A 25,077-nucleotide genomic window follows, 5' to 3' on the forward strand; every position below is an offset into this window, starting at 1 on the left:
CCGCCGGACGGCGGTACGGCGGCCGTCGAGTGAGACGCGCCACGGCCGTACGCGTCTGCGGGGGCGGCTCCGGCGGGTAGGTTCCTACGGCCTGCGCCCCCGGGGAGGGGGCCGACGGGCAGTCAGTGACCGCGGACACGCCGTCACCTTTCCCTCCGAGGGGAGAACACGAGACATGGCTTCACGTGAATCCGCGCACCACCCACCACGGCGCATCGGCGTGGTGGCCGAGTCCGCCACCGGGGAGACACGCGTCGCGGCGACTCCCGCGACGGTCCGTCAGATGCTCGGCCTCGGCTACGAGGTCGTGGTGGAGGCGGGGGCCGGAGCGGCCTCCGGCTTCGACGACCGGTCCTACCTCGACGCCGGCGCCGAGATCGGCGAGGCCTGGACCGCGGACGTCGTCCTGAAGGTGACCTCCCCCTCCGACGAGGAGGTCGCCCGGCTGCGGCGGGGCACCACCCTGGTCGCCCTGCTGGCCCCGGCACAGCGGCCCGAGCTGCTGCGGGCACTGGCCGACGCCGGGGTCACCGCACTGGCGCTGGACGCGGTGCCGCGCATCTCGCGGGCGCAGTCGATGGACGTGCTGTCGTCGATGGCGAACATCGCCGGGTACCGGGCGGTCATCGAGGCCGCGCACGTCTTCGGCCGCTTCTTCACCGGCCAGGTCACCGCGGCGGGCAAGGTGCCGCCGGCGAAGGTGCTCGTGGCCGGCGCGGGCGTGGCCGGCCTGGCGGCGATCGGCGCCGCCTCCAGCCTCGGCGCGATCGTGCGGGCCACCGACCCGCGGCCCGAGGTCGCGGACCAGGTCACGTCGCTCGGCGGTGAGTACCTTCCGGTGGACGTCGCCCAGGAGACGAGCGCCGACGGGTACGCCAGGGCGACCTCCGCCGACTACGACCGGGCCGCCGCCGAGCTCTACCACGAGCAGGCCCGGGACGTGGACGTCGTGATCACCACCGCGCTGATCCCGGGCCGGCCGGCGCCGCGCCTGCTGACGGCCGAGGACGTGGCCGTCATGAAGCCGGGCAGCGTCGTCGTCGACATGGCCGCCGCCCAGGGCGGCAACGTCGAGGGCACCGTGCCGGGCCGCGCGGTGGTCACCGACAACGGCGTCACCCTCATCGGCTACACCGACCTCGCCTCCCGGCTGCCGGCCCAGGCCTCGCAGCTGTTCGGCACCAACCTGCTGAACCTGCTGAAACTGCTCACGCCCGGCAAGGACGGGCAGCCGGTGATCGACTTCGACGACGTCGTGCAACGGACCGTGACCGTCGTGCGGGACGGGGAGGTCACCTGGCCGCCGCCGCCCGTGGCGGTCTCGGCCGCACCGGCCCCGGGGCCCGCGCGGCCCGCCGCCGAACCCGCCCCGCCCGAGCCCCGGCGACCGAGGCCGTCCCCCGCGGCACGCCTCGGCGCGCTCGGGCTCGGCATGCTCGCGCTGTTCCTGCTCGTGGCCTTCGCACCGGCCCAACTCGCCGAGAACCTGACCGTGTTCGCCCTGGCGGTGGTGATCGGCTACTACGTCATCGGCAAGGTGCACCACGCGCTGCACACACCGCTGATGTCGGTGACCAACGCGATCTCCGGAATCGTCGTGATCGGCGCCCTGCTGCAGATCGGGCACGAGAGCAGGATCGTCACCGCGCTGTCCTTCGCGGCGATCCTGCTGGCGAGCATCAACGTCTTCGGAGGTTTCGCCGTCACCCGCCGCATGCTGTCCATGTTCTCGAAAGGCTGAGCCGGATGACCTCCCTGACGGCCTCTCACGCCGCCGACCTGGTGGCCGCCCTGCTGTTCATCCTCAGCCTGGCCGGCCTGTCCCAGCACCGCACCTCCCGCGCCGGCGTCGTCCACGGCATCGCCGGCATGGCCCTCGCCCTGGTCGCCACGGTCGTGGTGGCGGCGCAGAGCATCACCGCCGGGGCGGTGGCCCTGATCGTGCTGGCGACGGCGCTCGGCGCGGCCGTCGGCCTGTGGCGGGCCCGCCGCGTCGAGATGACGCAGATGCCCGAACTCATCGCGGTGCTGCACAGCTTCGTCGGCCTCGCCGCGGTGCTGGTGGGCTGGAACAGCTACCTGGAGGTGGAGGCGCACGGCGACGCGCAGACCCGGATCGGCGCCGACCTGCTGGGCATCCACCACGCCGAGGTGTTCATCGGCGTCTTCATCGGCGCCGTCACCTTCACCGGCTCGATCGTCGCCTTCCTGAAGCTCTCGGCGCGCATCGCGTCCCGCCCGCTGATGCTGCCGGGCAAGAACGCGCTGAACGTCGGCGCCCTCGGCGCCTTCGTCGCGCTGACCGTCTGGTTCACGATCAGCCCGAACCTCCCCCTGATGATCGCGGTCACCGTGCTGGCACTGGCCCTCGGCTGGCACCTGGTCGCCTCGATCGGCGGCGGCGACATGCCCGTCGTCGTCTCCATGCTGAACAGCTACTCGGGCTGGGCGGCGGCCGCGGCGGGCTTCCTGCTCGACAACAACCTGCTCATCGTCACGGGCGCGCTGGTCGGCTCCTCCGGCGCCTACCTGTCCTACATCATGTGCAGGGCGATGAACCGGTCCTTCCTCTCCGTCATCGCGGGCGGCTTCGGCATCGAGACGCCGTCCGGGCGCCAGGAGGAGCAGGGCGAGTACCGCGGAGTGCGGGCCGCGGAGGTGGCCGGGACGCTCGCCCGGGCCCGCTCGGTGATCATCACCCCCGGGTACGGCATGGCCGTCGCCCAGGCCCAGCACCCCGTCGCGGAGCTGACGCGACGGCTGCGCGAGCGGGGCGTCGAGGTCCGCTTCGGCGTCCACCCGGTGGCCGGGCGCCTGCCGGGGCACATGAACGTGCTGCTGGCCGAGGCGAAGGTGCCCTACGACATCGTCCTGGAACTGGATGAGATCAACGACGACTTCGCGGACACCTCGGTCGTCCTGGTCATCGGCGCGAACGACACCGTCAACCCGGCCGCGGCCGAGGACCCGGCCAGCCCGATCGCCGGCATGCCGGTGCTGCGGGTCTGGGAGGCGGAACAGGTCGTCGTCTTCAAGCGCTCCATGGCCTCCGGCTACGCGGGCGTGCAGAACCCGCTGTTCTTCCGTGAGAACAGCGGCATGCTCTTCGGTGACGCCAAGCAGAGCGTCGAGGAGATCCTGCACGCGCTCGGCACGCACGACGGTCACGGACCGGCCGGGGGCACCACGCGTCGGGCCACGCCGGCCCGCCGGTGACACGGCCGTGAGGACGGGCGGCCACCGGCCCGGCCGGCGGCCGCCCGCGTCGTGCCGTTCGGCACCGGGACACGTCCCCGAACCGGCGCGGCCCCACTCTCGGGGACGACGCCGAAAAGACTCGGTGACCTCGGCCGTTCCCCGTGCGGCAGGGCGGCGACGAGCACCGGCACAGGGGACGAACCGCTGCCGGAACGTTACGCCGAACGGCCGGAACGGTGCGTGCCTTCGCAGGCGACCGGGCATCCATGTCCCGTCACGCCCCATCGGCCCGCCACCGCATTCCCCTCAGGAGCCACGCATGGAACCGGTCGCCGCGCGGAACTGTCCGTTCGACTATGCCGAAGCCCTTGAGTTCGACCCCACGCTCCGGCTCCTGATGACGGAGGAGCCCGTCTCCCGCATCCGGCTGCCCCACGGAGAGGGGGACGCATGGCTCGTCACCGGCTACGACGACGTGCGCACGGTGACCACGGACCGGCGTTTCAGCCGCCGTGCCGTCGTCGGCCGGGACTTCCCGCGCATGACCCCTGAACCCATCGTTCAGGACGAGGCGATCAACGTGATGGACCCGCCGGCCAGCAGCCGCCTGCGCAGCCTGATCTCCAAGGGCTTCGCGCCCCGTCACATGGAACGCATGCGGGTCCGCACCCAGCACGTCGTGGACGAACTGCTCGACCGCATGGCGGAACGCGGCTCTCCCGCGGACCTCGTCGAGCACCTGGCCGACCCGCTGCCCCTGGCCACCATCTGCGAGGTCCTCGACATCCCCGAGGCCGACCGGGCCCGACTGCGCTCCCACGCACGGACCATGATGGACACCGGCGTCGGCAACCGGGACAACGCCGTACGGGCCAAGGCCGATCTCCGCGCCTACTTCCAGACGTTGACCCGGCACCGGCGCGAGAACCCCGGTGACGACCTGATCAGCGCGCTGGCCACGGCTCGCGACGGGGACGAACTCCTCGACGACCAGGAGCTGACCGTCATGGCCATGGTCCTCCTCATCACCGGGCAGGACACCACCACCTACCAGATCGGGAACATCGCCTACACCCTGCTCACCCGCCCCGAAGAGCTCGCCATGCTGCGCGCCGACCCGGGGATGCTCCCGCAGGCCATCGAGGAACTGCTGCGCTTCATCCCCTTCCGCAAAGGCGTCGGCATTCCCCGCGTCGCCCTGGAGGACGTGACGTTGAGCGGGGTGACGATCAAGGCGGGGGACATCGTGCACGTCTCCTACCTGACGGCCAACCGTGACGGACGGAAGTTCGACCGGCCCGACGAGCTGGACCTGAAACGCTCCGGTCCGTCCCACATGACCTTCGGCTGGGGCGGCCACCACTGTCTGGGTGCCCCGCTCGCCACCACGGAACTCCAGGTCGCGATGGGAACGCTCCTGGAGCGCTTCCCCGACCTGGAACTGGCGAAGCCGGCCGAGGAGGTGCGCTGGAACAAGACGTCGATCTGGCGCTATCCGCTCGCCCTGCCCGTCACCTGGTGACCGCAGCCCCTGGGCCGCGCCCCGCCGCGGAGCACGCCCCCCGGCGGGACACGGGACGCCCCGGGTAACGGACCGTCGACCCGGCCGGCCGGGAACGACGCCGTCGTCGACAACACGCCGACGGCAGGGACACGGCCGCCGTGCTCCGGCCCCTCCCGTCGGATGCTCCGCTGACATGCGGCCCTCACCCTCCCGTCGTAACGTGGATCAGACGGCTGACCAGGCCGTGGCGGAACACCTTCCGTCCGAACGGGGAGAACTCAGTCTTCGACGGTCCACCCCGACCGCGCCGTGCCAGGGGCATCGCATCCGGCAACGGAGCCCGCCCGCGATGCGTTCCGCACCGTTTTCCGTGCGGAACGCATCTCTGCGGCTACCACCGGAAGGCGAACCGCCCGCATCCGGCCACGGTCCGGCCGTGTGGACCACGTCCGCTGGGAGGCATTCCATGGCGGTTCTCTGCAAGCCGGCGATCGAAGTGCCCGAGTACGTCATCACCAACGAGGAAACACTCGAACTGGCGCAACGGCTGCACGGCGACCACCCGCAGCTCGAACTGGCCCTCAAGCTCATCGAACACACAGGCGTACGGAAGCGGCACCTGATCCAGCCCATAGAGAAGGTGCTGCAGCACCCGGGCGTCGACGCCCGCAGCGCCACCTACGAGGAGCACACCAAGGCCCGCGTGCCGGCCGTGGTGCGCCGGGCCCTCGCCCAGGCGGAACTGGAGCCGCAGCAGATCGACATGATCGTCTACGTGTCCTGCACCGGCTTCATGATGCCTCCGCCGACCGCATGGCTCATCGACACAATGGGCTTCCGGCCGGAGACCAGGCAGCTGCCCATCGCCCAACTCGGCTGCGCGGCGGGTGGCGCGGCCATCAACCGGGCGCACGACTTCTGTACGGCGTACCCCGACGCCAACGCGCTCGTCGTCGCCTGCGAGTTCTGCTCGCTGTGCTACCAGCCCACCGACCTCGGCGTGGGGTCCCTGCTGTCCAACGGACTGTTCGGTGACGGGATCGCCGCGGTCGTGGTCCGGGGCAACGGCGGCACCGGAGTCCGCCTGGAGCGCAACGGCTCGTACGTCATCCCGGGCACCGAGGAGTGGATCTCCTACGCGGTCCGTTCCACGGGCTTCCACTTCCAGCTCGACAAGCGCGTGCCCGGGACCATGGAGCCGCTCGCCCCGGCTCTGCAGGCCCTCGCGGAACAGCACCAGTGGAACGCCAGCAAGATGGACTTCTACATCATCCACGCGGGCGGCCCGCGCATCCTGGACGACCTGAGCCTCTTCCTCGACGTGCCGCCCGAGGCGTTCCGCTTCAGCCGCGCCACTCTCACCGAGTACGGCAACATAGCCAGCGCGGTGGTACTCGACGCCCTGGCCCGCATGTTCGACGAGGCGTCGGCCCTCGATGGCCACCGCGGCCTCATGGCCGGCTTCGGACCCGGCATCACCGCCGAGATGGCGCTGGGCACCTGGACCTCGGAGTCCGAATCCTGACGTCCGCCGGCCGGGGAGACACGCATCACCGCCACTCCGCGGCGTCGGCGGGGGCCCCGGCCCGGACGAGGCCCCCGGCGGCCGTCTGCGGGCGACCGCCGAGGACGGGGCCGGGTGACTTCGGCGGGCAGGCGCCCCGGGCGCCTGCCCGCACAGCCCGGCGGACCGGCGGCACCGTGCGCGCCGGCGGGACCACCGCCGACGGCACGGCGGCCACCCGGCCGCGCGCCGTCGCGACCGTCGTCGGACCGAAGCGGACGACCCGGGCGCGGGGCGGAGGTCCGTGACCGGATCCTCCGCCGCTCCCGGTCGTCAGCGCACCGGTGTGCCTTCGGAGGCGGTGGCGGAGGACACCGGACCTTCCGCGACGACCAGACGGAATCCCTGGTCGTAGTCGAAGAAGTCCGGTGGATGGCGCCCCCGGTAGGCGCAGCGCCCGTAGAGCTGCGGATCGATCCAGGAGGTGCCCCGGACGACGCGACATCCCTGGCCGTTCTCGTCCTCCCGCCCGTCGGCCGGGTCGTACGGGTAGGGACGGTGCAGACTGTGGGTCCATTCCCACACGTTCCCGGACATGTCCGCGCAGCCGAACGGCGACCGTGTCACCGCGTAGACCCCGACCGGGGTCGGTCCGAGGACCTGGCCTTCGCGCGTGTTGGCGTACTGGGACCCCGCCTTCCGGCCCCACGGGTAGGCGGACGAGCCGTGTCCCTTCGCCGCGTGCTCCCATTCGGCCTCGGTCGCGAGCCGGACGGTGTGGTTCCGGTCCAGCCGACCCGCCAGCTTCAGCTGGACGGTGAGCCAGGCGCAGTAGGCCGTCGCCTCGTACCACGTCACCCCCACCACCGGATGGTTCGGCCGGCCGTACCGCTCGTCCTCCCAGAAGGCCGGCTGGGTTCTCGACCTCCTCGCGTAGTACTCCTCCAGTTCCACGATCGCCCGCTCGTCCGACTCGGAGACCAGGGCCCGCCAGCCCGAGATCTCCTTGGAGGCACCCGGCGCCCGTTGCCAGCGCGTCATGGTGCTGGGGTCGACGCTCAGATGGCGGCGCAGGTTGAGGAACTCCGCTTCCGGGCCGCCTCCGGGGTTCTCGCCCCGCAGCCAGGCGCGGCCGGCCTCCGTCCAGCAGCCGAACTTCCGGTAGCCGTCGTCCTGCACGAACCGGTGGTACTCCCCGTTCGTCACGGGGTGGACGCCGATGCGGTAGGCCGCGAGGCGGACCGAGTGCCGAGGCTCCTCCTCCTTCCCGAAACCGTGCCCGTCGCGGGAGAGCCGCCGGGTGACCCGTCCGGTGCTTCCGATGCGGACCTTGCCGCCGGGGACGCCGACGAGCGGTCCGAGGCGCACGGGCCGCTCCTCGACGGTCAGTTCCTCGAACCGGTCGTCGCCCAGTTCTCCCAGTACGTTCCCCGCCGAGATCCGGGCTCTGAGGTGCACGGCGGGATCGGACATCTCCCGCCGCAGATCCGCCACCAGCAGCGAGCGCAAGGACTCCGTGGTCGTGACGCCCGCCTCCAGGACGCACCGGGCGGCGAGGACCGGGTTGACCGTGCGCACCGACTCGATGAACGCGGTGGGGTCCTCCGCCAGACCGGCTGCGAGGACGGTCGTCTCCTCCCATCCGCTCGACGGTGGGGGAGGCAGCGGCTCGTTCGGTCCGAGCGGCCCGGCGTCCGGCATGTCCACGGTCAGCCGGGGGACGGCCACCTGTGGCCTCAGGTCCTGCCCCGACCGCCAGCGGCGCAGCATCTCGCGTGCGGCCATGGCCTCCTGGAGCAGGTGGTGGTAGAAGAAGATCTCCTCCTCGCCCTCGGCCCCGGAGTGGGACTCGAGGAGGCTTGTCGCCAGGCCCAGTTGGATTATCACGTCGTACGGCGTGTAGCCGCTGCCCAGCGGGACGTCCACCTGGTGCCTGAGCAGCCGTGCCATGGCCGAGTAGGAGAGCTTCGTTCCCTCACCGCTGGCCAGCATGGACCAGGCGAGTTGCGCCAGTGCCGTGAACAGCACCGTCTGGGGAGGCCAGTCGGTGTGGCCCTTGCCGGACTCCCTCCGGAACAGCACCTCGATGAAGTTGGTGAACAGCAGGGCCCGGTTGGTGGGCAGGTCTCCCTCGAACAGGTAGATCGCGGTGAGCATGGTGAGCAGGTAGGGATTGCGGGCCAGGCTGACGAGGTTGTCGCGTCCCGCCGTGATCCGCGTCCAGAAGGTCTCGGCGGATTCCTCGCCCAGGTACTGCTCCAGGAACAACCGGATCCGGGCGTCGTCCAGGGGATCGATCTCCACCTGCTGGACTCCCAGCGGCTCGGAGTAGTCCCGTTGCCGGCAGGAGAAGATGAACTGGTTCTCGGGCCACCGGTTGACGAAGTCCCGCCAGGCGCGGATTCTGCCCCGGAACTCCTGATCACCCGTCCGCGGCATCTCGTTGAGGGAGTCGACCAGCAGAAGCAGTTCCCCGCGTGCCAGCAGATCCCGCACGGACACGGAGTCGCCGAGCCGCTGCCGCGCCTGATCGACCACGAAGGCGTAGGGGTCCGCGCAGTCGCGGTAGTCGGCCAGGGAGACCAGCAGCGGCAACCGGCCGGTGCCCGTGCGCAGACGTGTCTCGGCCGCCTCCAGCGCCAGCTTGCACAGCACGGTGGTCTTGCCCGCGCCCGGTTCCCCCAGGACGACGAAGGTGTCGTACCGGCGGGCGACGGTGGAGATGTCGGGCACCCGCTCGCGGAAGACCCGTCGCTCCGCCCCCTCGCCGCGGGCGTGGAGAATGCTGAACTCCGGGTGCACCTCCAGTATCCCGGACGGGTCCTGGACGACCGTCAGGGTGCCGGAGAGCGGGACGAACCGGGTGCCCCAGCGACGCAGCACCGGGCTGACGATCATGGACGCCAGGTAGGACGACTGATCACGGGCAACCATGGACGACAGGGCCGTGGCGGCTTCGAGCGACACCGTCGCCCGGGCGTCCTCGCCGGTGAGCGACATCGTTCGCCGGTTCTCGTCGCCCGCGAAGTGGATCGAGGTGTCGGGCTGCCGGAGCATACGGACCATGCCCGCGAGAGCCTGTTCCAGTTGGGCCTGTGAGTAGCCGGACAGAACGACGATCTGGTCCCGCCCGATGAAGGTGCCGGTGCCCAGGTCGCCGTGGACCACCGCGCCGCCTTCGGTCGAGATCGATTCAGGTTCGGACATGATCGCGCAATCCTCTGTGCGGAGACGTACCGCTCGTTCCGTCAGGTCGCCGGGCGGGGGCTCGCTGTCTGTAGGTGTGCCACCGTTCGGCGTCGCTGTAAAGGGTTCTGCTCAGCCCGAGCGGGACACGAAGTCGGTGCGGCCCCCGTCCACGGTCAGCGCCTGCGCGGTCACGAAGCTCGCCTCTTCGCTGGCGAGGAACAGGATGGCATGGGCCACCTCGTCCGGACTGCCGGCGCGTTTCAGGATCGTCCGGTCCACGATCCCGGACGTCGTGGTGTGCGCGTCGTCCCCGTCCATCATGTCGGTGACGATCAGGCCGGGGCACACGGCGTTGACGGTGACCGCGGGGCCCAGCTCGAGGGCCAGACGTTTGGTCAGCGCGACGAGTGCGGCTTTGGTCAGGGAATACGGAGTGTTGTCCGCCGTGGCCATCCCGAGTCCCGCCACCGAGGCCACGTTCACGATACGGCCGTAACCGTGGCGGCGCATCAGCCCGGCCGCCGCCTGCGCACAGTGGACGGAGCCTTTGAGGTTCACCGACCAGAGACCGTCCAGCAGCGCTCCGTCCATGGTCACGCCCTGCCCCGGCTCCCAGAGGCCGGCGTTGTTGACGAGGATGTCGAGCCTGCCGAACCGCTCCTCGACGACACCGAACATGGAGGACACCTCGGCGGGGTTCGCGACGTCGGCGGCCACGACCGTCGCACTGCCCCCGGACCGCGTGATCTCCTCGGCGACCCGGCGTGCGGCAGCCTCGTGCCGGACGTAGTTGACCACCACCGTGGCGCCCTCACGGGCGAACGTCAGCGCTGTCGCCCGGCCGATCCCCCGGGAGCCCCCGGTGACCAGAGCGACCTTGCCGGCCAGTCGGTGCGGCACATCCACTCCCCGCCCTCGTCTTCCCCGGTTTTCATCCGTCGATCCGCCAGTGATCGCCGCGAACGGTCAGGAATTCGTGGTCACGGACGAGGACGAACCTCGGACCGGCCGCGTACAGACCGGCCAGGGCCGTCCGGTACTCCTCGACGAACTCCTCGTTCCCGTAATGAACGAGGGGGACGAAGTCGACGAGCCCCAGCCCGTCGTACGAGTCGAGTTCCGGAGCCTCCTTCGGATCGTCCATCATCTTGATGGGCTCGACGGTGGGACCCAGCAGGACCGAGCCCGCGCTCGAACCGATGTACGGGGTGCCGGCTTCGATCGACTCGCGGAGCATCGTGTCGAATCCGCTCCGGCGTGCCTCCTGCAGCAGGTAGAAGGTGTTTCCCCCACCGACGAAGATGATGTCGGCCCTCTTGAGGGCCCGCTGGATGTCCTCGCGGGGGGTTGCCGCGATGTCCACGTCGGTGACCTGGAAACCGAGGCTCCTGAGCTTTTCGCGGTCCTTCTCGGTGCCCTCCTTGTTCTGGGAGGGGCGGGAGGCCGTGGGGATGAAAGCCACCTTCGAGTCGTGCGGGTCACGGTCCATCCCGTCCGCGATCCGGTCCATCACCTCGCAGGCGATCGAAGTCAGGAACAACAGCATGACGGGTATTTCCTCCCCCTCGCGGAATGCGAGCTGACGCACCGTCGGGCATGGACAGTATGGCCCGCTGGTTCCGGTTCGAGAGGCTTTGTCGCCCGTGCGGGTGGCTGCACCCGCAACTGCCTTCTCCCGGTCGGGGCTTTGGTGTACGAGTGGGTCCGAGCCACCGCAAGGGTACCTTCTGGAGTGCAACAAGGCGCTGTGAAAGAAGATTTGACTGAGTGTCAGGAAAATCGGAACTGCTTGCCGGTGGCGTCGGCGGATGCTTTCATCGAGGACGTGATGGCCTTCCGTCGCACGGAGCTGGATGGTCTCGTGGAGGTCGCGCGGACTCCGCGGGAGGACGCGCGGGGCAGGTTCGCGCGGATCTTCGACGGTGGCGACCTGCGCACCGCCGGCTGGCGGTGGCCGGTCGCCCAGGTGAACTTCTCGGAGACCACCCGTGCGGGAACTGTCCGTGGCCTTCACTACCAGGTGCCGCCCAGCGCGGAGGCCAAGCTCGTCACCTGCGTCCGAGGCGAGGTCTGGGACGTGGCCGTCGACCTCCGCGCCGGATCGCCGACCTTCCTCGCCTGGTGTGCGCGAACGCTCAGCGCGGACGAACTGAACAGCATGCTCCTGCCACCGGGCTTCGCCCACGGGTTCCAGGCGATGTCCGACCATGCGTCGGTCGTGTACCTCCACAGCACCGCGTACGCACCGCGGGACGAGCGCGGAATCCACGCGGAGGACGAGCGGCTCGGCGTGACGTGGCCGCTGCCGGTCGACCGGCTGTCGGAGCGGGACGGTTCCTTTCCTCCCCTCGGTCCTCGGTTCACGGGTGTGATGCCATGAAGTGCAGGTCCTGCACGTCCGCGCTGGACGATCCGGTGCTCGACCTGGGCTTCGCGCCGCCCTCCAACGCCTACCTGCCGACCGCCCGGCTCGGCGAGCCCGAGATCCACCTGCCGCTGCGCGCACGCTTCTGCACCGTGTGCACACTGTTCCAACTGGAGGACCACTCCGATCCGCAGCTGCTCTTCACCCCCGACTACGCGTACCGGTCCGGGACGTCGCGTTCCTGGCTCGCCCACGTGGCGGAGTTCGCCGATGCGGCCGTTGCGGGGCTGGGCCTGGACGCGCGGTCCCGGGTCGTGGAGATCGGGTGCAACGACGGGCACCTCCTCGGGCTCTTCGCGGCACGCGGGATTCCCGGCCTGGGCGTCGAACCGGCCACCGAGGCCGCCCGGATCGCACGTGCGGCCGGAACGGAGGTCGTCGAGGAGTTCTTCTCGGCCCGGCTGGCCGTCGAGATCGCAGCACGGCGAGGTCTCGCCGACCTCGTCGTCGCCAACAACGTCTTCGCCCACGTACCGGACATCAACGGCTTCGCCGCAGGGCTCGGCACCCTCATGAAACCGCACGGTGTGGCGACCCTCGAATTCCCGCACGTGCTCAACCTGCTGCACCACGCGCAGTTCGACACGATCTACCACGAGCACTACTCCTACCTGTCGCTGAGGTCCGCCCGTCATGTGCTGGAGCGGGCCGGGCTCGAGGTCTTCGACGTGGAACGGCTGACCACACACGGCGGCAGCCTGCGGATCCACGCGCAGCACCACGATGCGGGCCGGCCCGTCTCCCCCCGCGTGCACCGGCTCCTGCGGGCAGAGGCGGAGGCGGGCCTGGCGGAGCGCGAGACCTACACACGACTCCAGCGCAGAGCCGAGAGGATCAAGGACGACCTGCTGCACTTCCTGCTCGAGGCGAGACGTCGAGGAGCACGGGTCGCGGCCTACGGTGCCGCGGCGAAGGGCACCACGCTGCTGAACTTCGCCGGCGTGCGCCCCGACCTGCTGCCCGTCGTCTTCGACGCGGCCCCGTCCAAGCAGGGAAAGCACCTGCCGGGAAGTCACATCCCGGTCCGGCCGCACACGTCCCTCGTGGCAGGTGACTGGGACTACCTTCTCGTCCTGCCCTGGAACCTGGCCGACGAAGTGATCGCCCAGCTGGAGGCGTCGGCGGTCGCGGGGACGGCGTTCGTGGTGGCGGTGCCCGAACTCACCGTGCTGACGACCCCCGGCCGCCGCGAGCCGAGGCCGGCGATCAGCGGAACAACTGAGTGGCCCATTCGACGAGTCGGTGCGCGACATCGGCCAGACCCGTCAGCGATGTGACCGTCTCGGCCATGCCTCCGAGCAACTGACTGATCGAACTCACCTTGTGGAGGATCAGATCCGGATCCGGTTCGTCCTCCTGGGTCTGCGAGGTGACGGTCTCGACGTCCTCGACCACGGATCGCTTGAGGCCGGGACTCAACTCCGCCTGCTCCAGTTGTTCCAAGAAGTCCGCCAGCGCCTCCTGGAACCCGGCGACGGAGACGTCGTCCGGACCTCCGGACGCCCCCGCCTCGTTCTTGCCGACGGACAGACGGCCCACCGAGCCGTGGACGACCGACTTGATGCTGTCCTTGCCCACGAAGTCACCGCCGCCGGTGTCGACCCCGCCGCCCACATAGGCTCCGCCACCGGTGTTCAACTGCTGGGGTTGCCGGCGATCGTCCGACACCACGGTCGCTCCCTCCACCGTTTCCGCATGACTGTCGAAGTCTAGGGGCGGCGCACCGGACGCGGCGATGCCGTGACAGGCGTAGATGGGACACGCCAGTCGACGGATGCGCGGCCGCGGGCGGGCCCGGGACGCGGTACCGCGTGCGGGGCCGTCGACAGAGCGGGAAGCCTCCACTAGCCTGACGAAAGCTGTCGCATGACTGTCATGCTCATGGGGGAGAGCCATGGTGGTGGAGCAACCCGGCGAACGGTCCACCCCGAGAGTGGTGGCACCGCACCACATCGGCATCCACGTCACGTCCGTCGACGCGGCTCTTCCGTTCTTCGTGGACGTCCTCGGACTGGAACTCGCCTTCCGCTGGGCACCTCGCGCGCCCTACCTCGGAACGCTGCTGGCCGACCCCGAGTACACGATGGAAGCGGCCGTACTGCGCGTCGCCGGCTCCACGTTCGCCGTGGAACTCGTGCACTTCGGACACGTCTCCGTCCAGGCCGCGGAGGCACGCCACGCGGCGCCCGGCACCGCCCACCTCGCCCTCGCCGTGTCCGACGTCGACGCCATGTGCCGACGGGTCAGGGAAGCCGGGTTCGAGCTGCTCTCCGACCCGGTCGTGCCGACCATCGGTCCCATCCGCGGCGGCAAGGTCGTCCTTGTTCTCGGACCCGAGGGCGTACGGGTGGAACTCATCGAGTCGCCGCGCTGGTTGCACGACACCGGCCACCTGCCCTGACCACCGCCGCGGCACCCGGCAGGAGGAGGGCGACCCGCCCACCGGCACGCGGCCGACGCGAAGGGAGACCGAGTGGAGATCCAGGACCGAGTGGTCATCACGGGGGCCGCTTCCGGAATCGGGCGCGCCGGCGCCCTCCTCTTCGCCGAGCGAGGAGCCGCCGTCGTCCTGCTCGACCGGGAACCGGCCGGTGCGGCGGTGGCCGCGGAGATACGGGACCGCGGAGGGGACGCCGTCTTCGCCGCCTGCGACGTCTCCGACGCCGAGAGCGTGAAGGACGCCTTCGCCGCCGCGGTCCCGCCGGGCACGCGCCTGTCCGGAGTCTGGAGCAACGCCGGTGTGGCCCACTACCAGGGCCTGGCGGAGACCTCGGTGGAGACGTGGAACACGATCATCGGCACCAATCTGACGGCGGCGTTCCTCGTCACGCGCGCGGCGCTGCCCTTCCTCGGCCGCGGCGCGTCGATCCTGTTCACCGGGTCGATCTCCTCGCTGCACGGTGCCGAGAACTTCGCTGCCTACTGCGCCAGCAAGGGGGGACTCCTGATGCTCGCCAAGGCGCTCGCACGGGAGCTGGCCCCCCGCGGCATCCGGGTGAACGTGATCGCACCAGGTGCGGTGGACACCCCCATGCAGCACGCCGACATGCTGGCCAGACCGGTGCCGTACGCCGAGGCCGTCGCGGCCGAGCTGGCCGCGCATCCCCTCGGCAGATACGCCTCGCCCCACGAGGTGGCCGCATCGGCGTACTTCCTCATGTCCCCGGCCTCCTCGTTCACCACCGGGGCGACGCTTCTGGTCGACGGGGGGTTCAGCGCATGACGGACGACCGGTATGCGGTGCGCCTGCTGGAGTTCGGCCGGGCGGACGTGCGCGGACCGGAGGTCTTCTGGATGAGCCACTGGGACGAGTGGGTCACCCTCGCCTTCTCGGCCGTACTGATCCGCAACGCGTCCCGCTGCGTGCTCCTCAACGCGGGGATGTCACGCGCCGATCCGGAACTGGACCGGCTGTGGGAGGAGTACGCGGGCCATCCCCGGGCGAGGATGAGGTTCGGCACGCCCGTGCCCGATCAGCTCCGCGCCCTCGGCATCGACCCCGGAGCCGTCACCGACGTCGTTCTCTCCCCGTTCCAGGCCTACTCCGTCTCGGACGTACGGGAGTTCCCCGGTGCCAGGGTGCACCTGCTGCGCTCGGGATGGGCCGAGTTCCTCGCACCGTCGCGCCGCCACGTGCTCGACCAGACGCAGAGACGTGAGTTGTCCATGCCGAGAGGCGTCATGGAGTACCTGTTGTCCGACGCCTGGAACCGGGTCCGTCTCCTCGACGACCGGGACGTGATCGCGCCCGGGATCACCTCGCTGGCCGTGGGCGTCCACCATCCCGAATCCCTCGCCGTCACCATCGGCACGCGGAAGGGGCCGGTGGTCTGGACCGACGGGATCTTCCACCACGAGAACTTCGACGGGCGGACGCCCGTGGGACTGACCCGGTCACTGGACGAGTCCTCCCGGCTGCAGGAGTTCCTGGAGAACTCCGGCGCCGCCGCCGTCCTGCCCGCGTACGACTCGACCCTCACCGAACGGTACGTCGATGGCATCGTCGCGGACTGAGGACGCGGACGGCCCCGGCACGCACGGCCTGCGCGGCAGACGGGCCGTCGTGACGGGAGCCGGACGGGGCATCGGGGCGGCGGTCGCCCGCCTGCTCGTGGACAGGGGCGCCGCGGTCTGCGTCGTCGACCGCGGTGTGCGCGAGCTCGAGGCCTGGCGGAACGCACCTGTCGCCCAGGTGGCCGAGGACCTCTCGGCGAACGGGTCGGCGCGCCGCGTGGTCGCCGCTGCCGAGCGGGAACTGGGCGGCGTCGACATCCTGGTCCACGCCGCCGGCGTTCTGAGGCGCACTCCGTTCTTCGAAGTGGCGGACGAGGACTGGGAGCTGCACATCCGCACCAACCTCAGGAGCACGTTCTTCCTGGCGCAGGAGTGCGCCCGGGTCATGCGCGACCAGGGCGCCGGTGGCCGGATCGTCGCCCTGGCCTCGGACGCCTGGTGGACGGGCGGATACGACGGCTCCCTCGCCTACGCGGCGAGCAAGGGGGGCGTGGTGACTCTCGTACGCGGCATCGCACGCGAACTCGCGCCTCTGCGCATCACCGTCAACGCGATCGTGCCGGGACTCGTCGACACCGAGATGCTGCGCGGCCAGCTCTCCCCGGAGGCGCTCGCACGTCAGACGGCGGCCGTCCCCTGGCAGCGCCCGGCCGAACCCGCGGAGATCGCCCGGGTCGTGGGCTTCGTGGTCTCCGACGCGGCCGAGTACATGACGGGAGCCGTGCTCAACGTGAGCGGCGGCCTGCTGACGTACTGAGGAAAGCCCGGGGGGCACGCGTGCGCATGGGAACGCTGACCGAGGAGTTCTGGGCCGGCAAGCGGGTGTTCGTCACGGGACACACGGGGTTCAAGGGGAGCTGGCTGACCGTTCTGCTCGATCATCTGGGAGCCGAGGTGACGGGATTCAGCCTGCCCACGGTCGATGATCCGAGCCTGTTCTCGGCAGCAGGCGTGCGGGGCGTCTGCCGGGACCTCCGCGGAGACGTGCGGGACCTCCCCGCGCTGTGCGGGGCGATCGAGGCCGCACAGCCGCAGATCGTCGTGCACCTGGCGGCCCAGGCGATCGTCGCGCGCGGCTTCGCGGATCCGTGCGGCACCCTCTCGCACAACGTGCTGGGCACGGCGGTACTGCTGGAAGCCGTGCGCCGCTGCGAGTCCACGACCGCCGTCGTCGTGGCGACCACGGACAAGGTCTACCGGAACCGGGGGCCCGGGAACCGCTACGGGGAGGCCGACCCGCTCGGCGGGAACGAGCCGTACGGGGTGAGCAAGGCCTGCGCCGAACTCGTCACGGAGTGTTACCGCGACGCCTATCTGAGCCCGGTCGGCATCCGGGTCGCGAGCGCTCGTGCGGGCAACGTCGTGGGAGGCGGGGACTGGGGGGAGTCCCGGCTCGTCCCGGACATCGTGCGCGCATGGCACGCGGGAGAGCCGGTCGTCGTGCGCAACCCCCGCCATGTACGCCCGTGGCAGTACGTGCTCGACGTCCTCACGGGCTACCTCACGCTCGCCGAGAGGCTCTCCCGGGGAGAGGCTCCGGAAGGGCCCTACAACTTCGGCCCGCGCGCGGACGACACCGCCGTCGACGTCGCCTCCGTGGTGGCCCTGGCCCAGGCCCTGTACCCGGCGGGCAGGGCGGTCCTCGGCGGCGGTGAGGACGTCTCCCGCGAAGCGGCCTGGCTGCGGATCGACGCCTCGAAAGCCCGCCGGGAGCTCGGCTTCGCCAACAGATTCGGCGTCGGCGAAGCGATCAGGGAGACGTTCCGCTGGTACCGGCTCGTGCACGAGGGGCAACAGCCGCTGAAGGTGTGCCGGGACATGATCAGGGCGTACGAGAGCGGGGAGACGGCATGACGCGACACGACGGCATCCCCTACACCCGTCCCTCGATCACCGACCTGGAGATCGGCTACGTGGTGGACGCCGCGACGCGCGGGTGGGGGGAGCACTGCTACGACTACATCCGGCGCTTCGAAGGCGCGTTCGCCGACCATGTGGGTGTTCCGCACGCCGTGAGCACCTCCAGCGCGACCGGTGCCCTCCACCTCGGCCTGGCGGCTCTCGGAGTCGGCCCGGGGGACGAGGTCATCGCCCCGGACATCACCTGGATAGCGTCCGTCGCCCCTGCCGTCCACCTCGGCGCGACGATCCGCTTCGCCGACATCGACCCCGTGACGTGGTGCATCACCCCCGAGTCCGTGGAATCCCGCTTCACCGACAGGACCCGTGCCGTGATCGCCGTACACCTGTACGGCAATCCTTGTGACGTCGTGGGGCTGGCGGAGCTGTGCGAGAGGCGAGGAGTCGCGCTGATCGAGGACGCCGCCGAGGGCATCGGTACGTCGATCGACGGGCACCGGGCCGGCAGCCTCGGCCGGTTCTCCGTCTTCTCGTTCCACGGGACGAAGACGGTCACGTCCGGAGAGGGTGGCATGCTGCTGACGCGGGACGCGGATCTCGCCGCTGCCGTGCGCGTCCTCAACAACCACGGACGCGCACCGGGGCGGGCCGCGGACTTCGTGCCGGAGACGATCGGCTACAAGTTCCGGATGTCGAACCTGCAGGCGGCACTGGGGCTCGGTCAGGTGGAACGGCTCGACGAGCTGATCCGGAGGAAGAGGCGGATCCTCGAGCTCTACCGCGAGCGTCTGCACGGACTCCCCTTCGTGCGTCTGAACGCCTGCCGGCAGCAGGACGGACTCGGAGCCTGGATGCCGACCGCCGAGTGCCTGGAGCCGGCGGGTGTCTCCGGCCGGTATCTGCGCCAGAGGTTCCTCGAAGCGGGGATCGACGCCCGCCTCGTCTTCCCCAGCCTCTCGACGCTGCCGCTGTTCGAGCAGACCTCGGACGTCTGCCCCGCCGCGCGGGCCTTCGCGATGCGGGCGGTCAATCTGCCGAGTTACCACGACATGTCCGTGGCCGAGATCGACCGCGTGTGCGCGACCTTGGAAGAGGCGGTCACCGGGGTGCGGCGCGAGAGGTGAGCGGGACTACCAGGTCCGCCACGGCGCTCCGCCGTGCCAGAGCCGGTTCAGCCGTTCCACGTCCGTCGTGGTGTCCATCGGGTGCCAGAAGCCCTCGTGCCGGTACGCGGCCAGCTGCCCGCCGGCGGCCAGCTTGGGCAGCACTTCCTGCTCCAGGCTGGTGGCGTCGCCCGCCACGAGGCCCAGAACGCTCTTGTCGAGCACCATGAATCCGCCGTTGACCCAGACCGACTGCAGTGTGGTCTTCTCCTCGAAGCTGGTGACCGCGCTTCCGGACAGCGCAAGGGCGCCGAAACGTGAAGGCGGGTGCACCGCGGTGATGGTCGCCTGGGGGCGTCGACTGCGGTGGAGAGCGATGACGTCGGACAGCGGAACGTCGCTGAGGCCGTCGGCGTAGGTGAGGCAGAAGGTGTCCGGCAGCCGGTCGGCGAGCCGCAGGAGTCTCCCGGCGGTGCCCGTGTGCTGACCGGTGTCCACCACCTCCACCGTCCCGTCGCCGGAAAAGGCCTGTCTCACCTGCTCGACGCGGTACCCGCCGGCGATCACGGTACGGGAGACACCCGCGGCTTCGTAGGCTCGGAGAATGTGCCACAGGACGGGCCGGCCGCCTATCGGTACGAGTGGCTTGGGCCGGGAATCGGTGATCCTGCCCAGGCGGCTTCCCCGTCCTCCCGCCAGAACCACCAGTGACAACGGCTCCACGTGCGATACATCCTTACGTCGGCCTGGTCCGGACGTGTGTCAAGCCGTGCGAGGAAAGGGAGGGGCATCCGTACCGGGTCAGCATAGGAAGCCGGACTCGAACTCTCAACGGCGCCGACCGGCGACGGACATGACGACGGGGCGGAAATCGACGCTGCTCGCCACCTTCAGCGTCGCGAGGTCGTCCAGTGGCGTCCAGCGGGCCAGGTCGGCGTCCTGCCGCTCCCGTTCGTCGAAACCCTCGGTGCTCAGACTCCCGCCGGTCACGGTGGCGGTGACGTAGAACATCAGGCACTGGTAGGCCGTGCGGGCCGCCGGATCGTCCGGTGCCCAGAGGAAGAACGACTCACGAACCGCCACGACAGGACCGGGGTCGATCCGCAGGCCGGTCTCCTCCCCGACCTCCCGGACGGCTGCCTCCGCAAGCGATTCCCCCAGCTCCACGCCCCCGCCCGGCAGATCGAATCCTCTCTTCTTCTGCGGGACGAGCAGAACGGTGTCCTGCCGTAGCAGCACCGCGTACACGCTCGGCCGCCACGAGAGCTCCGCCGAAGGAACCTCGTGCCGGAAGCCGTCGATGTCCGTCGCCTCCACCGCCGTCATGAAGTCAGCATGCCAAGCCCTTGCGCCGGCAACCAGTGCGCCGGCGTGCTCCTGGCTCCGCGACCCGCTGCGGGGCGCCCTGCGCCGTGACGCCGGGTCAGCTCCCGCCCCGGCGGGCCGCCGTGCGGATCGCCAGTTCGGCCTCGGCCAGACCGTCGGTCAGGGACGGGTCCTGGAGCCCCGGTACGCAGACCACCTCGCCGGTGTCCAGCGCGGCCAGTGACGCGTCGACGACCTGGTCCACGGGCATGCCGCCGTCCTCGTGCACGGACTGGTCACGCCCCGGGACGGGCGTGTCGCCGCGCGACCGGTGGAACTCGGTGGCGGTCAGTCCGGGGCACAGCACCTGGATCCGCAGCGGGGTGCCGGCCAGCTCGGCGGCGAGCGTGCGGGTGAAGGTGACCACGTAGCCCTTGGTGCCGGCGTACACCGCGCGTTCGGGCAGTGGATGCGGTGGCAGCGCGCCCGCGAAGGCCAGCTGTGAGGCCACGTTGACCAGGGTGCCGCGCCCGCGCTCCAGCATGGCCGGGACCGCGGCCCGCGTGAGCGTGGTGACGGCGAGGACGTTGATGTCGACGACCTTCGTCATGAGCTCCGGTTCGAGTCCGGCGAAGGGGCCGTAACCGTTGATGCCCGCGTTGTTGAGCAGGAACCCGATGTCGTCGCCCGCCGCGCGCCGCGCCACCTCCGCCAGGTCGTCGGGATCGGACAGGTCGGCCACGAGGGTCTCCACCGCGGTCCCCGTCGCCTCGCGCAGTCGGTGTGCGAGGTCGTCGAGCCGCTGCTTCCTTCTGGCCACCAGGACGGTGTCCCACCCCTGGGAGGCCAGTCGTCCGGCGTAGGCCGCGCCGATGCCGGAGGAGGCCCCCGTCACCAGGGCCGTGCCGCGTCGTGTGCTCCGTGTACTCACTGTCGTGTCACCTTTCGCGTGAGCGATCCGCGCATGCCGTGATCGGTGACGGGTACCCCGGACGAAAGCTCGCACAAGGGGAAAACCGCCCGGGTGCCGCAGGACGGTCACGGGACGTCCTCCGCTGCGCGGGCGGGTGACCCGGGGCGTTCGGAGCACGGTGCGGCGGGCCCGGCCTCTGGCCGGGCCCGCCGCACCGGCTCTCCCTCGGAGCCGGGACCGTGCCGTGCCGTCAGCGCTGCAGTGTCAGCAGACCCGGACGGTAGGGCAGGAGGCCGTAGTCGCCGCCGGAGGCGGGGTTGCGTCCCTGGTAGAGCAACTGCAGGTGGCAGGGGTCGACGGTCATGGTCTGATCGGGGCCGGTGCGGATCAGCTCGCCGTGGCTGATGTCGTTGGTCCAGGTGGCGCCGCTGTTGGCCTTGCCGGCGAAGGGATTGCCCTCGGTGGCGGCCTGGGGCGTCCACGAGCCGTTCAGACTGGTGGCCGTGAAGGAGCGGAAGTACCGGCCCTGCGAGCCGATCGCCTCGACGATCATGAGGTAGCGGTTCTGGCCCTTCAGCTTGTAGACCTGCGGGGCTTCGAACAGGTTGTTCGTCGTGTCGCTCATGACCACCGTCGAGGTGGAGCCGAAACTGCCGGGGAAGTTCCCGATCGGCATGCTGGCCCGGTAGATCTTGCCGTTGTCGCCGGCGAAGAACAGGTACATGTTCGTGCCGTCACCGATGAGGGTCTGGTCGATGGGTCCCGTCCCGGAGCCGGAGATGCTGCCGGAGAAGAGCACCTGCTCGGACGACCAGCCGTTCGGGTTGGTGGGGTCGCTCGACGTCCGGTAGGAGAAGGCGGTCCTGCCCCACTGGTAGGCGAGCACCCAGATGTTCTTCGGCGCGAAGTAGAAGAGCGTGGGTGCGACGGTGGAGTTGGACATCGTGTTCTGCCCGGCCGAGGCCATGTCCGACCAGTCGGAGAACGGGGTGAAGTTCATCGACCCCCACCTCGTCCCCGTGTCGTGCGTGGTCGCGTAGACGAGCTGTTTGCCGTTGTGGGGGACGACGGTGAAGTCCTTGAGCGAGACCCACCCCTGCTTGGGCTGGGCCAGCGCACCCGTCGACGTCCAGCGGTAGCTCGACGGAAGGTCGCACGAGCCGGGGGTGTCGGTGCCGACCTTGACGAGCTGCCACTGTTGGTTGGCGCCGCCCCAGTCGTCGTACTGGACGACGTTCGCGTTGTCGGCGGTGGAGGCGCCCTGCACCTCGAGGGCCTTGTTGCTGTGGCGCGAGATGAGCCTGACGTAGCCGTCCGAGCTGTCGGCCAGTCGCCACTGCTGGTTGGCGGCGTTCAGGTCGGACCACTGGACGATCGAGCCGCCGTTCGCGGTGGACCAGTTGTAGACGTCCAGCACCTTGCCCGAGTGGCGGGACTTGATGCGGTAGTAGCCGCCCCCGGAATCGACGAACTGCCACTGCTGCTGGCTCTGGTCGTTCCTGGTCCACTGGGTGATGCGGGCGCCGTCGCCGGTCGCCATGTTGTAGACGTCGAGGGCTTTGCCGCTGTTGCGGTTGACCAGCACGTACGAGGCGTCGGTGTCCACGGTCGCGGCCTCGGCGGGCTGGGCGCCGAGGAAGGCGGCCATCAGCAGCAGGGGCGCGAGGACGCCGAGTAAGCGTCTTGGACGGACCGGGGACGAGTGGCGAAACCGCATCGGAGGGCCTCCTTGGGGGCGAGGTGGGGGTGCCGCCGGTGAACCGCGGGGCGGCGGCCGCGCCGGGACGGAAGCGAGATCGAAAGTTTCGGTGTGATCCCGGTTCCGTGACGCCACAAGCTAGGGAGAAGGGGCCCCGCGGTCAAGGCCTGTTACCGGTCTGTCCGCAAACAGCCCCTCGGTTCGAGGGTGGCGATCCCGTGCAGCGGCCACGGAACCGCAGGTGGCGTGGGGTGCGGCACGCCGGCCCCGGGGTGTGCCCGCCTCAACACAGCGTCGAAAGTTTCGGATAGGAATCGGAAACTTCTCCCGTCACGAGGGTTGACGAGTCACCGTCAACCCCTCAATCATCCTGTCTGGTAACCCGACCACAGGACGGTATTTCGAACTGTGCTGGTCCCGGGCAGATGGCGCCGCACTGCAGAGCCGCGCACAGATGCACGAAGGACCCGTGCACCGAAGCACCTGCGCCACCCCGTTTTTCCGTCCCGGTGAGGCCTGCGCCGGCGCATCCCGGCCCTCCACGCAGCAGAACGTGCAGCGGGAGAGGTCCGCGGCGCCGCGCGACGGCCTCCCGGCCGAGCCGCGATGGAGCAACCCGTGTCTGTGCCGGAAGACCGCTGCCGCCCGCCCACGTGCGTCACTCGGCTGCCGACCGGTCCCGTCCGTACCGGTGGAGATCCTCCCGGGGCTCATGACCGCGGTGCCCGGTGATCCCGTCATTCCCAACCTTTGGAGGCACAGCCATGGGCTCGAACGCCCTGCTCAGACCCGTTGTCCGGCGGAAGGTCCGCCTTCTGCTGCCGACGCTGGTCGCCGGCACCCTCGGCATGGCCGCCGCACTGGCCGCGCCGCCGCCGGCCGCACACGCCGCCGAGAGCACGCTCGGCGCCGCGGCGGCGCAGAGCGGCCGCTACTTCGGCACCGCCATCGCCTCGGGCAAGCTCGGCGACTCGACCTACACGTCGATCGCGTCCCGTGAGTTCAACATGGTGACGGCCGAGAACGAGATGAAGATCGACGCCACCGAACCGCAGCGCGGTCAGTTCAACTTCTCCTCCGCCGACCGCGTCTACAACTGGGCGGTGCAGAACGGCAAGAAGGTGCGCGGCCACACCCTGGCCTGGCACTCCCAGCAGCCCAGCTGGATGCAGAACCTCAGCGGCAGCACCCTGCGCCAGGCGATGATCAACCACATCAACGGCGTGATGGGCCACTACAAGGGCAAGATCGCCCAGTGGGACGTCGTGAACGAGGCCTTCGCCGACGGCAGTTCGGGCGCCCGGCGGGACTCCAACCTGCAGCGCACCGGCAACGACTGGATCGAGGTCGCCTTCCGCACCGCGCGCGCGGCCGACCCGTCCGCCAAGCTCTGCTACAACGACTACAACGTCGAGAACTGGACCTGGGCCAAGACCCAGGCCATGTACAACATGGTGAAGGACTTCAAGTCGCGCGGCGTGCCGATCGACTGCGTCGGCTTCCAGTCGCACTTCAACAGCGGCAGCCCCTACAACAGCAACTTCCGCACGACGCTTCAGCAGTTCGCCGCGCTCGGTGTCGACGTGGCGATCACCGAGCTGGACATCCAGGGCGCGTCGCCGAACACCTACTCCGCCGTGGTCAACGACTGCCTCGCCGTCTCCCGCTGCCTCGGCGTGACCGTCTGGGGCGTGCGTGACATGGACTCCTGGCGTTCGAGCGACACCCCTCTGCTGTTCAACAACGACGGCAGCAAGAAGTCGGCGTACTCCGCCGTGCTGAACGCCCTCAACAGCGGCGACGGCGGCGGCGGTGACCCGGACCCGGAGGAGCCCGGCGACGGCACCGCCATCAAGGGCGTCGGCTCGGGCCGCTGCCTGGACGTGCCCAACGCGAGCACGACCGACGGCACCCAGGTCCAGCTGTACGACTGCAACGGCCGCACCAACCAGCAGTGGACGCAGACCGACGCCGGTGAGCTGAGGGTGTACGGCAACAAGTGCCTGGACGCCGCCGGCACCGGAAACGGCGCCAAGGTCCAGATCTACAGCTGCTGGGGCGGCGACAACCAGAAGTGGCGCCTGAACTCCGACGGCTCCATCGTCGGCGTCCAGTCCGGCCTCTGCCTCGACGCCGTGGGCAACGGCACCGCCAACGGCACCTCGATCCAGCTCTACTCCTGCTCGAACGGCAGCAACCAGCGCTGGACCCGCGCCTGACAGGTCCTGCACGAAGACATCTCTGGTGATCGCGTGGGTCGCCGCCCCGGTGGCGGCGGCCCACGCGATCGGCGCGTCCCGGTGGGGGCGCCACGACGGCCCGGCCTCCGGTTCCACGGCGGCCTCCCGCCCCCGACCGCGCGC

At 70.3% G+C, this 25,077-nt stretch carries 21 protein-coding genes; 13 read left to right on the forward strand and 8 right to left on the reverse strand.

Annotated features, from left to right (window positions below; translation table 11 throughout):
• Positions 1–175 precede the first annotated feature (175 nt).
• The 4 genes from JHAT_RS13075 (at position 176) to JHAT_RS13090 (ending at position 6,227) form a co-directional block, all read left to right on the forward strand.
• Positions 176–1,741 carry a Re/Si-specific NAD(P)(+) transhydrogenase subunit alpha gene (locus tag JHAT_RS13075; protein ID WP_077798290.1) on the forward strand — a complete coding sequence of 522 codons (1,566 nt, stop codon included), beginning with the start codon at positions 176–178 and terminating at the stop codon, positions 1,739–1,741.
• A gap of 5 nt (positions 1,742–1,746) precedes the next feature.
• Positions 1,747–3,216: a Re/Si-specific NAD(P)(+) transhydrogenase subunit beta gene (gene pntB, locus JHAT_RS13080; protein WP_171990874.1), complete on the forward strand. Its 1,470-nt coding sequence runs from the start codon at positions 1,747–1,749 to the stop codon at positions 3,214–3,216.
• Positions 3,217–3,517: 301 nt separating this feature from the next.
• Positions 3,518–4,720: a cytochrome P450 gene (locus JHAT_RS13085; protein ID WP_077798291.1), complete on the forward strand. Its 1,203-nt coding sequence runs from the start codon at positions 3,518–3,520 to the stop codon at positions 4,718–4,720.
• 448 nt (positions 4,721–5,168) lie between these two features.
• On the forward strand, positions 5,169–6,227 hold the full coding sequence (locus JHAT_RS13090) for a type III polyketide synthase (RefSeq protein WP_077798292.1): 1,059 nt from the start codon (positions 5,169–5,171) through the stop codon (positions 6,225–6,227).
• Positions 6,228–6,539: 312 nt separating this feature from the next.
• On the opposite strand, the gene JHAT_RS13095 is transcribed toward JHAT_RS13090, so the two are convergent.
• The 3 genes from JHAT_RS13095 to JHAT_RS13105 form a co-directional block, all read right to left on the reverse strand.
• Positions 6,540–9,413, reverse strand: coding sequence for an SUMF1/EgtB/PvdO family nonheme iron enzyme (locus tag JHAT_RS13095; protein ID WP_077798293.1), 2,874 nt, complete (start codon positions 9,411–9,413; stop codon positions 6,540–6,542).
• Between the two features lie 111 nt (positions 9,414–9,524).
• Positions 9,525–10,295, reverse strand: coding sequence for an SDR family NAD(P)-dependent oxidoreductase (locus JHAT_RS13100; protein ID WP_171990875.1), 771 nt, complete (start codon positions 10,293–10,295; stop codon positions 9,525–9,527).
• A 31-nt stretch (positions 10,296–10,326) separates the two neighbouring features.
• Positions 10,327–10,941, reverse strand: coding sequence for a Type 1 glutamine amidotransferase-like domain-containing protein (locus JHAT_RS13105; protein ID WP_077798295.1), 615 nt, complete (start codon positions 10,939–10,941; stop codon positions 10,327–10,329).
• A 201-nt stretch (positions 10,942–11,142) separates the two neighbouring features.
• Here JHAT_RS13105 and JHAT_RS13110 point away from each other — a divergent pair, with 201 nt between their 5' ends.
• Positions 11,143–11,775, forward strand: a complete 633-nt coding sequence (locus tag JHAT_RS13110; protein ID WP_216353431.1) for a dTDP-4-dehydrorhamnose 3,5-epimerase family protein — start codon at positions 11,143–11,145, stop codon at positions 11,773–11,775.
• Positions 11,772–13,097: a class I SAM-dependent methyltransferase gene (locus JHAT_RS13115; protein WP_077798296.1), complete on the forward strand. Its 1,326-nt coding sequence runs from the start codon at positions 11,772–11,774 to the stop codon at positions 13,095–13,097. Before JHAT_RS13110 ends, JHAT_RS13115 begins: the two co-directional genes overlap by 4 nt.
• On the opposite strand, the gene JHAT_RS34360 is transcribed toward JHAT_RS13115, so the two are convergent.
• Positions 13,027–13,491 carry a hypothetical protein gene (locus tag JHAT_RS34360; protein WP_143660423.1) on the reverse strand — a complete coding sequence of 155 codons (465 nt, stop codon included), beginning with the start codon at positions 13,489–13,491 and terminating at the stop codon, positions 13,027–13,029. The genes JHAT_RS13115 and JHAT_RS34360 overlap by 71 nt on opposite strands.
• A 223-nt stretch (positions 13,492–13,714) precedes the next feature.
• On the opposite strand from JHAT_RS34360, the gene JHAT_RS13125 reads away from it, so the two are divergent.
• The 6 genes from JHAT_RS13125 to JHAT_RS13150 all read left to right on the forward strand — a co-directional run bounded on the left by JHAT_RS13125 (position 13,715) and on the right by JHAT_RS13150 (position 18,818).
• On the forward strand, positions 13,715–14,221 hold the full coding sequence (locus JHAT_RS13125; protein ID WP_077798298.1) for a VOC family protein: 507 nt from the start codon (positions 13,715–13,717) through the stop codon (positions 14,219–14,221).
• 72 nt (positions 14,222–14,293) lie between these two features.
• On the forward strand, positions 14,294–15,043 hold the full coding sequence (locus tag JHAT_RS13130) for an SDR family NAD(P)-dependent oxidoreductase (protein ID WP_077798299.1): 750 nt from the start codon (positions 14,294–14,296) through the stop codon (positions 15,041–15,043).
• Complete coding sequence (locus JHAT_RS13135; protein WP_077798300.1) at positions 15,040–15,834, forward strand: hypothetical protein; 795 nt, start codon at positions 15,040–15,042, stop codon at positions 15,832–15,834. Before JHAT_RS13130 ends, JHAT_RS13135 begins: the two co-directional genes overlap by 4 nt.
• Positions 15,815–16,591: an SDR family NAD(P)-dependent oxidoreductase gene (locus JHAT_RS13140; RefSeq protein WP_077798301.1), complete on the forward strand. Its 777-nt coding sequence runs from the start codon at positions 15,815–15,817 to the stop codon at positions 16,589–16,591. The genes JHAT_RS13135 and JHAT_RS13140 overlap by 20 nt, the downstream gene beginning before the upstream one ends.
• 26 nt (positions 16,592–16,617) lie before the next feature.
• Entirely contained in the window at positions 16,618–17,688 is a 1,071-nt protein-coding gene (gene rfbG / locus JHAT_RS13145) for a CDP-glucose 4,6-dehydratase (RefSeq protein WP_077798302.1), read from the forward strand.
• On the forward strand, positions 17,685–18,818 hold the full coding sequence (locus tag JHAT_RS13150; protein WP_077798303.1) for a DegT/DnrJ/EryC1/StrS aminotransferase family protein: 1,134 nt from the start codon (positions 17,685–17,687) through the stop codon (positions 18,816–18,818). The genes rfbG and JHAT_RS13150 overlap by 4 nt, the downstream gene beginning before the upstream one ends.
• A 6-nt stretch (positions 18,819–18,824) precedes the next feature.
• On the opposite strand, the gene JHAT_RS13155 is transcribed toward JHAT_RS13150, so the two are convergent.
• The 4 genes from JHAT_RS13155 to JHAT_RS13170 all read right to left on the reverse strand — a co-directional run bounded on the left by JHAT_RS13155 (position 18,825) and on the right by JHAT_RS13170 (position 22,732).
• Complete coding sequence (locus JHAT_RS13155) at positions 18,825–19,520, reverse strand: sugar phosphate nucleotidyltransferase (protein WP_216353432.1); 696 nt, start codon at positions 19,518–19,520, stop codon at positions 18,825–18,827.
• Between the two features lie 105 nt (positions 19,521–19,625).
• Positions 19,626–20,123 (reverse strand): NUDIX domain-containing protein, encoded by a 498-nt coding sequence (locus JHAT_RS13160; protein ID WP_077798304.1) that lies wholly within the window; start codon positions 20,121–20,123, stop codon positions 19,626–19,628.
• 97 nt (positions 20,124–20,220) lie between these two features.
• Positions 20,221–21,033 carry an SDR family oxidoreductase gene (locus JHAT_RS13165; RefSeq protein ID WP_077798305.1) on the reverse strand — a complete coding sequence of 271 codons (813 nt, stop codon included), beginning with the start codon at positions 21,031–21,033 and terminating at the stop codon, positions 20,221–20,223.
• Positions 21,034–21,265: 232 nt separating this feature from the next.
• A complete protein-coding gene (locus tag JHAT_RS13170; RefSeq protein WP_077798306.1) occupies positions 21,266–22,732 on the reverse strand; it encodes a non-reducing end alpha-L-arabinofuranosidase family hydrolase in 1,467 nt (488 codons plus the stop codon).
• Positions 22,733–23,478: 746 nt separating this feature from the next.
• Here JHAT_RS13170 and JHAT_RS13175 point away from each other — a divergent pair.
• The gene (locus JHAT_RS13175; protein ID WP_077798307.1) at positions 23,479–24,933 is read left to right on the forward strand and encodes an endo-1,4-beta-xylanase; all 1,455 of its coding nucleotides are present in this window, start codon (positions 23,479–23,481) and stop codon (positions 24,931–24,933) included.
• Positions 24,934–25,077 lie beyond the last annotated feature (144 nt).

It is taken from the genome of Streptomyces sp. JHA26 (assembly GCF_002005565.1).
Classification (GTDB): domain Bacteria; phylum Actinomycetota; class Actinomycetes; order Streptomycetales; family Streptomycetaceae; genus Streptomyces.

What these genes read in the sequence shown, in the direction of transcription:
- JHAT_RS13105 (WP_077798295.1), bottom strand. Translation starts at nt 10,941, where the DNA reads ATGCTGTTGTTCCTGACTTCGATCGCCTGCGAGGTGATGGACCGGATC.
- JHAT_RS13095 (WP_077798293.1), bottom strand. Translation starts at nt 9,413, where the DNA reads ATGTCCGAACCTGAATCGATCTCGACCGAAGGCGGCGCGGTGGTCCAC.
- JHAT_RS13160 (WP_077798304.1), bottom strand. Translation starts at nt 20,123, where the DNA reads ATGACGGCGGTGGAGGCGACGGACATCGACGGCTTCCGGCACGAGGTT.
- JHAT_RS13085 (WP_077798291.1), top strand. Translation starts at nt 3,518, where the DNA reads ATGGAACCGGTCGCCGCGCGGAACTGTCCGTTCGACTATGCCGAAGCC.
- JHAT_RS13135 (WP_077798300.1), top strand. Translation starts at nt 15,040, where the DNA reads ATGACGGACGACCGGTATGCGGTGCGCCTGCTGGAGTTCGGCCGGGCG.
- JHAT_RS13140 (WP_077798301.1), top strand. Translation starts at nt 15,815, where the DNA reads ATGGCATCGTCGCGGACTGAGGACGCGGACGGCCCCGGCACGCACGGC.
- pntB (WP_171990874.1), top strand. Translation starts at nt 1,747, where the DNA reads ATGACCTCCCTGACGGCCTCTCACGCCGCCGACCTGGTGGCCGCCCTG.
- JHAT_RS13170 (WP_077798306.1), bottom strand. Translation starts at nt 22,732, where the DNA reads ATGCGGTTTCGCCACTCGTCCCCGGTCCGTCCAAGACGCTTACTCGGC.
- JHAT_RS13125 (WP_077798298.1), top strand. Translation starts at nt 13,715, where the DNA reads ATGGTGGTGGAGCAACCCGGCGAACGGTCCACCCCGAGAGTGGTGGCA.
- JHAT_RS13090 (WP_077798292.1), top strand. Translation starts at nt 5,169, where the DNA reads ATGGCGGTTCTCTGCAAGCCGGCGATCGAAGTGCCCGAGTACGTCATC.
- rfbG (WP_077798302.1), top strand. Translation starts at nt 16,618, where the DNA reads ATGGGAACGCTGACCGAGGAGTTCTGGGCCGGCAAGCGGGTGTTCGTC.
- JHAT_RS13075 (WP_077798290.1), top strand. Translation starts at nt 176, where the DNA reads ATGGCTTCACGTGAATCCGCGCACCACCCACCACGGCGCATCGGCGTG.
- JHAT_RS13150 (WP_077798303.1), top strand. Translation starts at nt 17,685, where the DNA reads ATGACGCGACACGACGGCATCCCCTACACCCGTCCCTCGATCACCGAC.
- JHAT_RS13175 (WP_077798307.1), top strand. Translation starts at nt 23,479, where the DNA reads ATGGGCTCGAACGCCCTGCTCAGACCCGTTGTCCGGCGGAAGGTCCGC.
- JHAT_RS13115 (WP_077798296.1), top strand. Translation starts at nt 11,772, where the DNA reads ATGAAGTGCAGGTCCTGCACGTCCGCGCTGGACGATCCGGTGCTCGAC.